Annotated in this window: 15 protein-coding genes; 6 read left to right on the forward strand and 9 right to left on the reverse strand. The window is 58.9% G+C overall.

Features of this window, described 5'->3' with window-relative positions:
* Window positions 1–6: 6 nt before the first annotated feature.
* From clpS to J5276_RS07985, 3 genes are all read right to left on the reverse strand, one after another.
* Window positions 7–360, reverse strand: coding sequence for an ATP-dependent Clp protease adapter ClpS (gene clpS / locus J5276_RS07975; RefSeq protein ID WP_003512812.1), 354 nt, complete (start codon window positions 358–360; stop codon window positions 7–9).
* 293 nt (window positions 361–653) lie between these two features.
* Window positions 654–3,242: a cell cycle histidine kinase CckA gene (gene cckA, locus J5276_RS07980; protein WP_003512808.1), complete on the reverse strand. Its 2,589-nt coding sequence runs from the start codon at window positions 3,240–3,242 to the stop codon at window positions 654–656.
* 165 nt (window positions 3,243–3,407) lie between these two features.
* Complete coding sequence (locus tag J5276_RS07985; RefSeq protein WP_065688257.1) at window positions 3,408–3,695, reverse strand: hypothetical protein; 288 nt, start codon at window positions 3,693–3,695, stop codon at window positions 3,408–3,410.
* A 233-nt stretch (window positions 3,696–3,928) separates the two neighbouring features.
* On the opposite strand from J5276_RS07985, the gene J5276_RS07990 reads away from it, so the two are divergent.
* Window positions 3,929–5,167 (forward strand): flagellar biosynthetic protein FliO, encoded by a 1,239-nt coding sequence (locus J5276_RS07990; protein ID WP_162632850.1) that lies wholly within the window; start codon window positions 3,929–3,931, stop codon window positions 5,165–5,167.
* A 128-nt stretch (window positions 5,168–5,295) separates the two neighbouring features.
* Here J5276_RS07990 and dksA read toward each other — a convergent pair whose 3' ends face one another.
* The gene (dksA, locus tag J5276_RS07995) at window positions 5,296–5,715 is read right to left on the reverse strand and encodes an RNA polymerase-binding protein DksA (protein WP_003512796.1); all 420 of its coding nucleotides are present in this window, start codon (window positions 5,713–5,715) and stop codon (window positions 5,296–5,298) included.
* A 268-nt stretch (window positions 5,716–5,983) separates the two neighbouring features.
* On the opposite strand from dksA, the gene J5276_RS08000 reads away from it, so the two are divergent.
* From J5276_RS08000 to J5276_RS08015, 4 genes are all read left to right on the forward strand, one after another.
* Window positions 5,984–6,493, forward strand: coding sequence for a histidine phosphatase family protein (locus J5276_RS08000; protein ID WP_111789448.1), 510 nt, complete (start codon window positions 5,984–5,986; stop codon window positions 6,491–6,493).
* A 131-nt stretch (window positions 6,494–6,624) separates the two neighbouring features.
* Window positions 6,625–8,103 (forward strand): YcjX family protein, encoded by a 1,479-nt coding sequence (locus J5276_RS08005; RefSeq protein ID WP_019565517.1) that lies wholly within the window; start codon window positions 6,625–6,627, stop codon window positions 8,101–8,103.
* Window positions 8,100–9,179 (forward strand): YcjF family protein, encoded by a 1,080-nt coding sequence (locus tag J5276_RS08010; protein ID WP_038490816.1) that lies wholly within the window; start codon window positions 8,100–8,102, stop codon window positions 9,177–9,179. Before J5276_RS08005 ends, J5276_RS08010 begins: the two co-directional genes overlap by 4 nt.
* Window positions 9,180–9,308: 129 nt before the next feature.
* Entirely contained in the window at window positions 9,309–9,869 is a 561-nt protein-coding gene (locus tag J5276_RS08015; RefSeq protein WP_003512790.1) for a hypothetical protein, read from the forward strand.
* A gap of 14 nt (window positions 9,870–9,883) precedes the next feature.
* On the opposite strand, the gene folK is transcribed toward J5276_RS08015, so the two are convergent.
* From folK to folP, 3 genes are all read right to left on the reverse strand, one after another.
* Window positions 9,884–10,399: a 2-amino-4-hydroxy-6-hydroxymethyldihydropteridine diphosphokinase gene (folK, locus tag J5276_RS08020; protein ID WP_111795824.1), complete on the reverse strand. Its 516-nt coding sequence runs from the start codon at window positions 10,397–10,399 to the stop codon at window positions 9,884–9,886.
* Window positions 10,400–10,403: 4 nt separating this feature from the next.
* Entirely contained in the window at window positions 10,404–10,769 is a 366-nt protein-coding gene (gene folB / locus J5276_RS08025; RefSeq protein WP_013636000.1) for a dihydroneopterin aldolase, read from the reverse strand.
* A gap of 77 nt (window positions 10,770–10,846) precedes the next feature.
* Complete coding sequence (gene folP, locus J5276_RS08030) at window positions 10,847–11,632, reverse strand: dihydropteroate synthase (RefSeq protein WP_081308532.1); 786 nt, start codon at window positions 11,630–11,632, stop codon at window positions 10,847–10,849.
* 179 nt (window positions 11,633–11,811) lie between these two features.
* Here folP and J5276_RS08035 point away from each other — a divergent pair, with 179 nt between their 5' ends.
* Window positions 11,812–12,438: a DUF922 domain-containing Zn-dependent protease gene (locus tag J5276_RS08035; protein WP_003512784.1), complete on the forward strand. Its 627-nt coding sequence runs from the start codon at window positions 11,812–11,814 to the stop codon at window positions 12,436–12,438.
* Window positions 12,439–12,746: 308 nt separating this feature from the next.
* On the opposite strand, the gene J5276_RS08040 is transcribed toward J5276_RS08035, so the two are convergent.
* Window positions 12,747–13,067 carry a 2Fe-2S iron-sulfur cluster-binding protein gene (locus tag J5276_RS08040; protein WP_003512782.1) on the reverse strand — a complete coding sequence of 107 codons (321 nt, stop codon included), beginning with the start codon at window positions 13,065–13,067 and terminating at the stop codon, window positions 12,747–12,749.
* Window positions 13,068–13,194: 127 nt separating this feature from the next.
* A complete protein-coding gene (locus J5276_RS08045; RefSeq protein ID WP_003512780.1) occupies window positions 13,195–13,563 on the reverse strand; it encodes an Hpt domain-containing protein in 369 nt (122 codons plus the stop codon).
* Window positions 13,564–13,890 lie beyond the last annotated feature (327 nt).

Raw genomic sequence — 13,890 nt, forward strand, 5'->3', positions numbered from 1 at the left:
CGATCCTCATTTCTTTTCCATGACGCATTGCAGCGGATGCTGGTGCTGTCGGGCGAAATCCATGACCTGGCTTACTTTCGTCTCTGCGACCTCATATGTAAACACCCCACATTCTCCTACGCCGTGCTGGTGCACGTGCAGCATGATGCGGGTCGCCGCTTCGCGATCCTTCTGGAAAAAACGCTCCAGAATATGAATGACGAACTCCATTGGAGTGTAATCGTCATTCAGTAAAAGAACACGGTACAAATTCGGTCTTTTCGTCTTTGGCTTGACGCGGGTTATAACGGACGTTCCGCGGTTCGTACCGCCGTCTTCCCCGTCGCCCTCGCCCTGCATGTAGATCGGCTCAGCGATCATCTTTCATCATTCTCCAAACCGTTCTCAAACCGGCAGTCATCACCAGGAGGGAGAACTTCGCCTCTATATATCTAGGTCGTTAAGATAGGATTTTAAGCCCCCTGTGAAACGGTGCAATCACTATTGCGTTTGCGAAGAGGCAAACCTTGGGAAAAACAGGGGGCTTGCGATAGCATTGCGGGAAAGCGCGGTGCTATCCGCCTTTCCTGACGTGGTTTCAGCCTTGACGCCAAGCGCCTGCAAGGGAATCGCGAGCAACAGCGGACCTAATCTCACGCCCGCGCCATCCACCGTCATTCCTTGTTGTCGAGCATTTCGCGAACGGCGATCGCCAGCTGTTTCAGCGAGAAGGGTTTTGGCAGGAAGCCGAACTTGGCATCCGCCGGAAGGTTTTTCGCAAACGCGTCCTCGGCATAACCAGAAACGAAGATGAATTTAAGATCGGGATAGGATTTGCGCAATTCCCTCAGGAGTGAAGGACCGTCCATCTCCGGCATGACGACGTCCGACACGACGATATCGACCTTGCCTTCCAGCTCTTCCATCACCTCCAGCGCCTCGACACCCGAACCCGCCTCATGAACGGTGTAACCACGGGTTTCCAGCATGCGTTTGCCGCCGCGCCGCACTGCTTCCTCGTCCTCCACCAGAAGCACGACGGCGGAGTTGCCGGTGAGATCCAGCGGCTCTTCCTTCACCGGTTCGGGCAGAGCCACAGGGGCGAGTGCCGCTTCACCGGGCTGCTGGCCCGGAACGTGCACCACTTCCACCACGTGGCGCGGCAAATAGATGCGGAACGCAGTGCCTTTGCCCACTTCCGATTCGGGATAGATGTAACCGCCGGACTGCTTGACGATGCCATAGACCATCGACAGGCCGAGACCGGTGCCCTTGCCGACATCCTTGGTGGTGAAGAACGGCTCGAAGATTTTGTCCATAATCTCCGGCGGAATGCCGGTTCCGTTATCGGCGACTTCCACCATGACCATGTCTTCCGCCGGGACTTCCGGCCGACCGAGCGCTGCGGCTTCATCCGCATCCACATTGCGGGTGCGGATGGTGATCTTGCCGCCATCGGGCATGGCATCGCGCGCGTTGACGCAAAGATTGATCAGCACCTGCTCAAATTGCGACAGGTCGGTCTTCACCGGCCAGAGATCGCGGCCGTAATCCACTTCCAACTTGACATTGGTGCCGGAAATCAACCGGTCTACCAGCATGCGCAGGTCGCCGATAACGTCGGTCAGGTTGAGGATCGCCGGGCGCATCGTCTGTTTGCGCGAGAAAGCGAGAAGCTGTCGCACCAGCACCGCCGCGCGGTTGGCGTTGCGCTTGATCTCCATCAGGTCGGCGAAGCTCGGGTCTGCGGGCCGGGCCTGCAACAGCAGATGGTCTGATGACAACAGGATCGCAGTCAGCACATTGTTGAAATCGTGGGCGATGCCGCCTGCCAGCGTGCCGACGGCGTTCATCTTCTGCGTCTGCGCCATCTGGGTTTCGAGCGCCTTCTGCTCCGTCACCTCGATCGCATAAACGATTGCCACCTCTTCGGGCGCCTCGTCGTCCTGATCGATGACGGCATTGACGTAGAAACGGAAATGGCGGCCCTCGTCGCTCGGATGGCGGGAATCGAACGGGGCGATATCGCCCTGCCGGTCCTTCGCCTCGGCCAGCGCCTGCTCAAGCCTGGGTTTCTCATTGTCGTGGATGATGGCTTCGAGGGCAACGCCGCGATCAATATCGTCACGCCCGACGACGCCGGAGAACAGCTTGAGGAATGGCGCGTTGATACGAAGAATGCGGCCTTCGCCGTCGAGCGAGGCAATGGCCATCGGCGTATTGTTGAAGAAACGCGTGAAGCGCATGGCGGACGAGGATTCCGTATCCTCCTGCCCTTTCGGACGCATCAGAACAATTGTCCGGCTTTCGCCGGGCGCGCCGTCCTTCGAGGTAACCTGATGCACGAGGCGGGCCGGCATGCTCTGGCCGTTGACCCGGCGCATGTCGAGATCGAGAATCTCGGTGCGCTTGGCTGAACCCTGCGGATGGACGGATTCGATCAGCGCCATACCCTCGCCGGCGACTATGTCCGACACAGTCATCGAACCGGGCGAAAATTGCGCGAGATCGATGCCGAGCCATTCGGACAGGGTGGCGTTCAGATAAACGATCTCACCCTTGCGACCTGCGGAAAAGAAACCGGCCGGCGCATGGTCGAGATAGTCGATGGCGTTCTGCAATTCGCGGAAGAAGCGTTCCTGATCTTCCCGCTCAGGCGTGATGTCGGCGATCTGGAAGACGTGCAGCGCCTCGCCTCCCGCATCCTTCAGCACCCGACCTTTCAGCCGGTACCAGTGCGGCCCGCCGGAAGTGGCCTCCCCGAGCGGCTTGAGCAGACGGAACTCCTCGTAACCGTCACGCCCCTCCCGCAAAACATTGATGAGGCGATAGAGCGCTTCGGTCGATTCCCGGCTGCGCGAGAGCAGCGTCTCCAGGCTCTGGATATCGCTCGCCTTCGTGGTGCCGCTCATCCGGCAATAGGTGGCGTTGGCGTAGACCATATGCCCCTTGGCATCGGTAATCAGTGTGCCGTCTGGGTGTGCCGACAGGAAACGGCGGGCCAGCCCGTCCGATTGCGACTGCGGCATGACCTCGATGAAACCGATGATCGACGACACCAGAAAAAAGATACCCATCATCGCCAGCACGCCGAGAATGCCGAGCACGATTTCGTTTTCCAGCGAATCCTTGAAATAGACGAAAGCAGCGGCGGCGGCGATGAGCACCAGCGCCAGCAGGAGAATCCGCAGAACCGTGCCGGAACGGGCACGCCTGTCCACCAGCGGAAGGTCGTTGTCGCTTGTCTCGCGCACCCGTGTCATCTTGGCCTCGCAGTCCTGCAGGTCGTCATTCGGTCAGCCCTATTTCCTCAACGGAATCGGGCAGTAGAATTTCTTGTAGCAACTCGCTTGACCGTCAAAAAGCTCCGCTGCACCACAAAGGCTTAAAATCGCACAGAGAAACGGCCCTAAAGAGGCGCAAATGCCTCAGAAGCCTATTTTGCGACTGCAGGTCAGCGCTTTAACCTGGCATTGAATGCGCGGCGCGGAGCAGACGATATTGCCATCCGCTACCGTGCAAACCGAGCATCCATCCGTGAAATCGATACAGGATGGATTGTCTCTTACGAACTCGATCATGTTCGCAGGATTTTCGGACGCCTTGTCATCCGCCGTCTCGGCCTGAGCGGGAAAAACAAATCCCGGCAATCCAAATAAAACAACAAAAATGAAAACTCTTACCGGAAACCCGTCAACCAGCAATTTCGCAAGCATTTACAATCGCTCCTTCGAAGAGAGAATTGCAACCTTCATTGCTCCCCGGCATTGAAGGGAAAGATATGGCGCTTTGGTGGCGCCCGGCCGGCTGATGAGACGATCCTTATGAAGCGATCCTGGGGACGAAATGAATAAACCTTGTATCACGCTTAAAAAAATCGTCTTTTCCTGCTTGACGTTCACATTATAAGAACCACGGCAATATTAATTGCACGAAAAAATCTGAAGGGATGATCTCCATGATGGAAGATTTTATCGGCACCTATGGAAACAATCTCATCGTCGCCGTCGTCGGTGTCGGTCTCGCCCTGCTTGTTCTGGCAATTGTTCTCTGGATACTGCGCAGGCGCGGCGGGGCGGCCCCGTTCATCCGTGGCGGTCGCAACCGGCAGCCGCGCTTGCAGGTTCTCGATGCGACGGCGGTGGACGCCCGGCGCCGTCTGGTGCTGGTGCGCCGCGACAATGTCGAGCATCTTGTCATGATCGGCGGTCCAACCGATATCGTCATCGAGAGTGGTATCGGCGCGATCCCAATCGTCAGGGAAGTGCGCGAACCGCAGGAAGCGGAACTCAAGGCGCTGCCGCGTCAGGACAGCGAACCTAAAAGGGCTGAACCGCCGACCCCTCGCGAAAGCCGCCCAGCTTTGCCACAGCAGCCAATCGCAGCGGCATCTCCAGCCTCCTTGCCGGAAGAGCCCGTAAAGCAGCCGCAGCGGCCGGACCCGCCCGCCCCGGCTGCTCGTCCAGCACCCACCCCTGCACCGGCCGCATCGCTGCCACCACGTCCGTCTACGCCGCCGCAACCGGTATCCACGCCCATGACGGCACGCGAGCCCGTTGCACCGATAAGACCTGTCGCCCCGGAAAGGGATACTACCCGTCCTGCGCCACCACCGGCATCGGTCATTGCGGCACCGGCCGCCGCTGTTCTGCCTCTCGCCGCCGCATCGCTCGACATGCCCGCCGAGCGACCGGAACAGCGTCGCCCTGATCCCTTCGCGCCGGCTCCTCTACCCTCGGCGCCGCCCGCACCGCCTGTCCAGGCAACGGCTCCTGAAGAACGGCCGACGGTCGTTGCCCCGCCGGTTTTTGCCGCGCGCGAACCGGTCATCGACCAAACGAATGCCGCAGATTTTCTGGATGCCGCGCGCGAGCGCGTTCTACCCGGGCTGAAACCGGGGCAAGATGCGCCTGCGCCCTTTGCGCCAAAGCCCGAAAATCCGCCCGTCGTCTCCGCTAACGCCGAGCCGAAATTTTCCGATGACCTTGCCAGCGATTTCGAAAGCTTTCTTGAGGCGGAGATCGCCAAGAGCAAGGATGCGGATAGCGAACAGGCAGTCGCCGCTGCTGCGGAAAAGCCAAAAACCGAACCCGTCTCGCCGCCTGTTACCGGTGCAACGCCGGATGGCGACATGCAGAAGGAAATGGCGCGTATTTTCGGCGAACTTTCCGTTACCCGCGACCGCTGACAGGTTCACATCTGTCGGCAGACAGACATTCAAAACAAAAAAAGGGCGCGGAAACAAATCCGTGCCCTTTGTCATTTTGGTTTTGTTCATTGGCCGGCTCGCCGAAGCGCCCGGAGCAACGCTGCGCCTTATTCGTCGCGGTAGACTTTTTCACGACGCTCGTGACGTTCCTGCGCCTCGATGGACAGGGTCGCTATCGGTCGTGCGTCGAGGCGCTTGAGGCCAATAGGCTCACCCGTTTCTTCACAGTAACCGTAAGTGCCGTCATCAATCCGCTGAAGGGCAGAGTCGATCTTGGAGATCAACTTGCGCTGGCGGTCACGGGCGCGAAGTTCGATCGCCCGGTCAGTTTCCGAAGATGCCCGATCGGCTAGGTCGGGATGGTTGGCGCTTTCTTCGGCGAGATGTCCGAGGGTCTCGCGCGCTTCTCTCAGGATGTCGTTTCTCCAGGCCACCAGCTTCGCGCGGAAGTAGGCACGCTGGTTTGCATTCATGAACTCGTCGTCTTCCGAGAGCACATATTTGCTAAGATCGATCTTCTCACTCAACGCGATTCTCCTCGAAGAACATCTCAATGCGGCGGTGTATACTCCAATGATATAGGCTGATTCAAGTCTACAGATCAGTTTTCAGGCATTTTTAAAACTGACACAAAAATCATCTAAATGACTAATTTTTATCCTTTATTCGTATTCAAGCGATCTCTTCTTAAATCACTTAAACGCGACTTACCAACAGGAAAGAGGACTTGCGGTCATGCAACCCTATCCTGTAGCATTCCTCCATTGCCTCCCATTCGAACGTCGGTCCCCGCCCTTGACAGCATCTTCTCCGAGCCGAGTGTATCTTTTGCGCCACGCCAAGGCCGCCTGGGCGGCACCGGGAGAACGCGATTTCGACCGGGGATTGAACGAGGCCGGTTTTGCCGAGGCGGAGATCATCGCCGACCTTGCCGCCGACCGGCGCTACCGCCCGGACGTGCTCTTGTCCTCCACGGCCACGCGCTGCCGGCAGACCACGCAGGCCTGGCAGCGGGCCTTCAACGAGGGCATCGACATCGTCTATATCGACGAAATGTACAATGCGCGCAGCGAAACCTATCTTTCTCTCATCGCCGCGCAAACGGACGCACAGTCCGTGATGCTGGTCGGGCACAACCCCACAATGGAGGCGACGCTGGAGGCGATGATAGGCGAGGACCTGCTGCATGCCGCCCTGCCCTCCGGTTTTCCGACATCGGGTCTTGCGGTTCTCGATCACGACGACAGTGGCGGGAACGGTAAAAATCGCTGGCGACTGGTCGATTTTCTGTCGCCCGGAAAATAGCAGCAGCAGCGTGCGACCAATGCGTTGCCGAAGCCGGACCCGTTGAAAATCCATTGGCGCGCTTCTTTTTTGGGCAACCGCCCCTTCCTATATTGCAGCTGTGACCGTGAAAAATAGCTGGGAAACTGCCATTGCCGCCTTCTCTTACGTCCCTGACAGACAGTGCGCTCATTGCATTCGACAATCTGGCCGACCGTGCGAGCACCCTTACAAATCCGACATTGCGGCTTGGCGTCACTGGTCTTTCGCGGGCGGGCAAGACGGTTTTCATCTCCTCGCTCGTCCACAATCTTCTGAATGGCGGTCGTCTGCCGCTGTTTGAGGCCATGCGTTCCGGGCGCGTCTCGAATGTGCGTCTGGAGCCGCAACCGGACGATGCCATTCCCCGGTTTCAGTATGAGGACCATATTCAAGCTCTGGTACGCGACAGGCTCTGGCCGGACTCGACACGGGCAATCTCTGAACTGCGGATCACGCTCGACTACCAGAGCGCCAGCGGTTGGGGCCGTTGGTTTTCCGCGGGCAAGCTGTCCATCGATATCGTCGATTATCCCGGCGAATGGCTGCTCGACCTGCCGCTGCTTTCGCAGGACTACAAGAGCTTCAGCGACAGCACCGTCGCGCTGGCGCAAAATGGCATCCGCGCCGAACTCGCGCAGGAATGGTTGGCAATAGCCTCCTCGCTCGACATCAATGCGCCCGCCGACGAGATGACGGCGCGACGCCTCGCGGAAAGCTTCGCAGCCTATCTGAAAGCCTGCAAATCCGACGAGCGGTCGCTCTCCACCTTGCCGCCGGGCCGTCTGCTGATGCCGGGGGATCTCGAAGGATCACCGGCGCTGACCTTTGCGCCCCTGCCGGGCCTGACAGACGACAAGGCACCAAAGGGGTCGCTGCGCGCCATGATGGAGCGGCGCTACGACGCCTACAAGGCAATCGTTGTGAAACCCTTCTTCCGCGAACATTTCGCCCGCCTCGACCGGCAGATCGTGCTGATCGACACTCTTCAGGCGGTCAATCGCGGCCCCGAGGCGGTGCAGGATCTGGAACGGGCGCTGGGCGATGTTCTCGCCTGTTTCCGCCCTGGCACCAACAGTCTGCTATCGTCGCTGCTGGGCCGGCGCATCGACAAGGTTTTGATTGCCGCTACCAAGGCCGACCACCTGCATCATGAAAGCCACGACCGGCTGGAACGGCTAACCCGCCGTCTGGTGGACCGCGCCATCACTACCATCGGCATGAATGGTGCCGGCATCGAGGTCATGGCACTGGCTTCCGTGCGCGCTACGCGGGAAGCAAGCGTGAGACAGGACGGTCACGAGCTTCCGGTAATCGTCGGCACGCCGATGGCGGGTGAAACCATCAACGGCGAGATATTTGACGGCAACCGTAAAACGGCGATCTTTCCCGGCGACCTGCCCGAAGACCCGGAGCCGCTTTTCCGCAGCATCGACAGGGATGGCGACAAGGCGACGTTGCCGGACGTCAATGTCGTGCGTTTCCGCCCGCCCAATATCGATGAACCGGGCAGCGGCGGCATCCGGCTTTCCGTTCCCCACATAAGGCTCGACCGCGCCATGCAGTTCCTGTTTGGAGACAAGCTCGCATGAAGGCTCCCACACCAAACGATCCGCAGGCACGCCGCCCGGCGGCGTTCACGCTCGAAACCGAAGAAACGGCAAGCGCAACCGTCGCGCAAAAACGCGCACCGCGCAGCTTCGACACCGAGATTTCCCTGACGCCCGATGAGGATGATCCATTTTTAGCACCTGAAGAGACGGATGCCGCCGCATTGCCGGTGGCCGTGCCGAAGAAAAGCCGCTTCTCCTTCGGCAAGCTCGCGCTTGGTGCACTCGGCGTGCTGTTCTCGCTGGCCTTCGGGCTCTGGGCGGATCAGCTTATCCGCAATCTCTTTTCCCGCTCCGACTGGCTGGGTTACACGGCGAGCATTGCGCTCCTTGTTGCGCTTTTTGCCGTCCTCGTTCTGGTCGGACGAGAAGTGTTCGGCATCATGAGGCTCAACGCCGTTCAATCGCTGAAAGCCGATGCGGAGACGGCCAGCCTCGACAAGAGCCCGAAACCCGCCCGCGCCATCGTTACCCGCCTCAATGCAGTTCTCTCCCACCGCGCGGAAACGGCCAAGGGGCGCGCCGCACTCAAGGACACCGAAAACGACGTGATCGACGGGCCGCATCTGATCGAGCTTGCCGAACGCGAATTGCTGGTGCCGCTCGACCGGCAGGCTCGCGCGCTGATCCTCAACTCCTCCAAACGCGTCTCCGTCGTTACCGCCGTCAGCCCACGCGCCGTGGTCGATCTCGCCTATGTGCTGTTCGAGGTGACAAGGCTGGTGCGCGCCATGGCGGAACTTTACGGCGGCCGGCCGGGCACGCTCGGCATGCTCAGGCTTTTGCGTGACGTCGTCGCTCATCTCGCGGTCACAGGTTCGATCGCCGTCGGTGATGGGCTTGCCCAGCAGGTTCTCGGTCACGGGCTTGCCTCAAAACTCTCCGCACGCCTGGGTGAAGGCGTCATCAACGGTCTGATGACGGCGCGAATCGGCATTGCGGCGATGGATCTGTGCCGCCCGCTACCCTTCAAGGCGGTAAAGCGACCCGGCATAGGTGATTTCATGTCTGACCTCACGCCCGATCTAGGTGGCGGAAAAACCGGTCAAAAAGCCTGATCAGCCGGACTTGTACGGCTCAAAAGGTTACGGACGAAGCTGTAAATAAAGCCGAAATAAACCAAGCATTAACCATTCCGCCGGTAGATTGCCGCTTATCGAACAGGCTTCTTCGCCGGGGAAAGTATCATGTATTCGCGCTTCTTTTCGCTTGTGGGCGGACTTGCCGCCATATTGTCCGTCAGCGGCAGCTTCGGCCTGTCTGACGTCCATGCCGCATCGCGCGATCGCGACGACGTGTTTTTCCGTTCCGTTGCCGGAAGCTGGAAAGGTCCGGGCGAAATCGTCGCCGGCAAGTACAAGGGTACCAAGTTCACCTGCGACCTGACGGGCGAGCCACTCGACGACAAGCAGACGGGCATCAAGCTCGCCGGCACCTGCCGCGTCGGCGTCTTCAGCCAGCCCATGTCCGCGGTCATCAGCCAGAAGGGCGGCTCTTACGAGGGCAAGTTCCTCGACGGCGCCGAAGGCAAGGGACTGGACATCATTTCCGGGCAGGTCAGCGGTGACAAGGTCGTTGTAGGCATCAATCGCGCCAAGCTCAACGGTGCCATGGTCGCCCGCGTCTCGAACGACAATTCGATGAACATCACCATTTCCGTCAAGGTCGCCGACCAGATGATCCCGGTTATCGGCGTCACACTCGCGCGCGACATCGACCAGATCGCCGTCGGTTCGATCAAGCCGTAAAACCCGCGACCTTTTCAGCCATCGCCAAGCGGGAGTGTCCACCACTCCCGTTTTTCGTTTGCGCTGATGATGCCGGTTTTATCCGCCTGCCGCAGCCATTCTCGCACGGGCTTGCCCCGGACATCGAGATCGGGTGCGATATCGGCTAGCGGCATCAGCACGAAGGCACGCTCCGTCATGCGCGGATGCGGCACTTCAATGCTTTCCGTAACGACAACATCATTACCAAAGGTCAGCACGTCGATATCGATGGTGCGTGGCCCCCAGCGCTCCGTTCTGACCCGTTTCATGCCCTTTTCGATATCGAGGCACAATTGCAGCAGCGCGGGTGCTGAAAGCGAGGTTTCGACCAGCGCACAGCAATTGAAAAAATCCGCCTGGTCCGTCTTACCCCAGGGCGGCGTGCGATAAAGCCCGGAGACAGACAGCACCCGGCAATCGTCGTGCGCATCCAGTTCGCGCAAGGCTCTGGCCATTGCAGCGGCAGGATCACCGATATTCCCGCCAAGGCCTAGTGCGGCAACTGTCATCCTGTCAGGCACGGTGTTCAACACTCACCTGCGCATAGTCGAGAATGCCGGGAACCGGCGCAGAGGGCTTGCGAACCGTGATACGCAGCCAGACAATCTGCGGATAACGCGCGCGCAGGGCCTTGGCGATATCGTTCGCGAGAGCCTCTATCAGGTAACGGCGCTGGCCGACGACGATCTTTTCGATAACGGCGAAGGCGACGCCATAATCGACGGTATTTTCGATATCGTCGGTTTCGAGCGCATTACCCGCTTCAACCTCCATCTCGGCATCGACGAAAAAGCGCTGGCCCAGCACCTCCTCCTGCTCGAGAAGGCCATGACGGGCGAAAAAGGAACAGTTTTTCAGAATAATGGTGTAGCGGCTCATCGCATCGCCTCCATGGCGGGGTTATACCGGAATAGCCGGCCTCTTTTAAGGCATGCGGCACTCCGGCATCTATTGATCTATGCATCGGGCCTTGCCGACGCTTTGGCAAGAACCGCGTCGGCAATTGCCAGCGCATCGCGTGTTACGGCGACATTGTGCACGCGAAAAATCGCGGCACCCGCCAGCCTGAGGATCACTGTCGTCGCTGCTGTTCCGATATCGCGTTCGTGGGCCGCATCCCTGCCCGTCAGCGACCCGATGAACCGCTTGCGCGACGTCCCGGCCAGAACAGGCAGGTCAAACGCGGCAAGTTCGCCAAAGCGCGCCATCAGCTCGACATTTTCACGCTCGTCCTTGGCAAAACCGAAACCGGGATCGAGCACGATGGCGTCGCGGGCGATTCCCGCAGCTTCCGCCATCTCAAGCGAACGATTGAGGAATTCGAACTGATCCTCGATAACATCGGCGCGCTTCTGCCTGTCGCGCCCGGTATGCATGATGCAGACGCCCGCGCGCGCGGCGGCAACCACGCCCGCCATGTTCCCGTCCTTCTGCAGGCCGAAAACATCGTTGACGATATGGGCGCCCGCCTCGATCGCCAGCCTTGCTGTGGATGCGCGGTAGGTGTCGACGGAAATCAGAACATCAGTCTCGCGACGGAGCCGTTCGATAACCGGCAGCACGCGATCCTGTTCCTCACCCTCGGTCACCTCGGCCGCGCCAGGGCGGGTGGATTCGCCGCCGATATCAATGATATCCGCCCCCTCCTCAACACATGTCAGAGCATGGGAAAAAGCCGCATCAACGGCAAGATAACGGCCGCCATCCGAAAAGGAATCGGGCGTCGCATTGACGATGGCCATAATACGGCCACGTCCATCAAGTTTCAGGGAGCGACCATGGGCCGCTTGCCACACATTGCTGCCGGCTGTTATCACGTAACACGCGCCTTTCGGGAATAACGGAGTGTTATGCCAATTCTTATAAGTTCCGCTCCGCCTATGCAGCAAACGTTTTTCAAGTTCAACCGGAAGGCCGGGTTATGACCATATCTTCACGTGCTCTTTGCGCCGTTTTCGCTGGCGCATTAGCCCTTTCCATGCCCGGATCGGCCTTTTCCGAAACCATCGTCAGCAAGACCTATTCCTATTTTTCGATCAGCGGTAAAACCGCCGCTGACCTCGACAAGCAGCTTTCCAAGCATGGCCCGCTGACGCGCAACACCGGCGCACGCCATCCCGGAGCCACCGAGATCAAATTCGGCGGCGAACTCACCTATGTCGAGAAAAACGGCATGTGCAGCGTTGGAAGCACCAAGGTGTTGCTGAACACCCGTATTCTCCTGCCGCAATGGAAAAACCGCCGCCGCACCACGGCGGAACTGGCCTTCATCTGGGATACGTTGCTTGCAGATATCAAGCGCCACGAGGAACGGCACGCGGAAATCGCCCGCACCCATGCCCGCTCGCTCGAAAGGCAACTGACGGCGCTTCGTCCGCAAAAAGACTGTGAAACGCTACAGGCAATGGTCGGCAAGATCACCCAGACCGTCATGGACGAGCACGACAAGGATCAGTTGAGGTTCGATATCGTGGAATCCAAAAACTTCGACGCGCGCATGACCCGGCTTTTGAAGAACCGGATCGAACAGGGCCAGAACCGGCGCTGAGCCGCCTTTCCGCCCATACTCCCCTGGACGCGAAACGCAACGCTAACATGACGTTACGTCATGTTCGATATCACCCGTGACTTCTCGTCATGGTGCGGTCGACAAGACTCATTGTAGCTTGTTCACATGGTTTTTAACGGTGGTGATCCGCAGGGGTCTGGCGTTCGAAACCACCTCCGGTTCTCCCGGTGCGCACTTGAGGCTCGCAGGTGTTTCCTCCCTCGCTTGCATGCTGCGTACCCGCCTCGCCCCGCTCCCCGCTAACAGGTGAGCGGGGCTTTTTCTGTGGCGTATAATTCGGCTTGCCGTCAGCCCTGACGTTCGGGAACGTGAACGACAAGGCCGTCAAGCTCGTCCTTCATCTTGATCTGACAGGAAAGACGCGAGGTCGGGCGTACTTCGAAGGCGAAGTCCAGCATGTCCTCTTCCATCGGCTCGGGTCCGCCGACGCGTTCCGCCCATGCGTCATCCACATAGACATGACAGGTCGCACAGGCACAGGCGCCGCCGCATTCCGCATCGATGCCGGGTATGGAGTTGCGCACGGCATTCTCCATGACGGTGGAACCGTTGCTTACGTCGAGTTCATGGGGCGTGCCGTCAAAGGCAACAATGGTCAGTTTTGTCATGCCGGAGATCCAAAATGGTGTCTAAGAACTGTTCTAAACAAACACATAGAAAGGCCGGTTGGCCTTGGCAACCCGCTTCTCGCAGGCGCCAAGTGCAACCGGCCCTGTAAAACAGACTGGGTTCGCCTTAACGGCAGAGCTTGAGGATGAAATTTTCCGCTTCGACAATCGCTGCCGCAAGTCTGGCTACGGCCGCGCTATCGTTGCCCTTGTCCTCCACTGCCGCCGCCGCCGTGGAAACGGTGGAGGCACCAACCGCCTGCGCGGCCCCCTTCAGACGATGGGCAGTTGCCTTGACGGTCTTGTCGTCAGCGCCGGCCATTTCATGCAGGGCAGCACGGGCGTTACGGCTGAAGAGTTGCAGCACCTCGATTTCAAGTTCCTTGTCGCCCATCGTCTGGCGGGCGAGATGTTCGAAATCGATTGGTCTTGTCGCGGCGGCCGGCGCACCACCAAAATTATCCGGAGCTTCGAAAGCAATACTGACGGCTGCCATATCTGAAATTCCTTTGTCTCGCCGTTTCCTGTTTCGTGTCACATCTGTGTCGTATTTACGCATTGAAGCCGGTGCTATCAGCTTAAATTACGGCGTGACGCGGGCGAAAATCTTCTGCTATGGTTAATTTATGTTAAACTTATGCGAAACAAGGCGTTCAGCGTGAAACTCGGGTTTAAAAACTGTTAAAAAGCCGACACTTCGCTGCTGCGGCAAACCCGCATTAATTGTTTCGAACACCTAAATGTGTCACTACGGTACTGCCGTTCCGACGAGGCTTATGCTCAAGCTTTGTTATTCCGGCACAGTGATGTAATTTCGCCCGAA

It is taken from the genome of Agrobacterium sp. S7/73 (assembly GCF_019355535.1).
Taxonomy (GTDB): domain Bacteria; phylum Pseudomonadota; class Alphaproteobacteria; order Rhizobiales; family Rhizobiaceae; genus Agrobacterium; species Agrobacterium tumefaciens.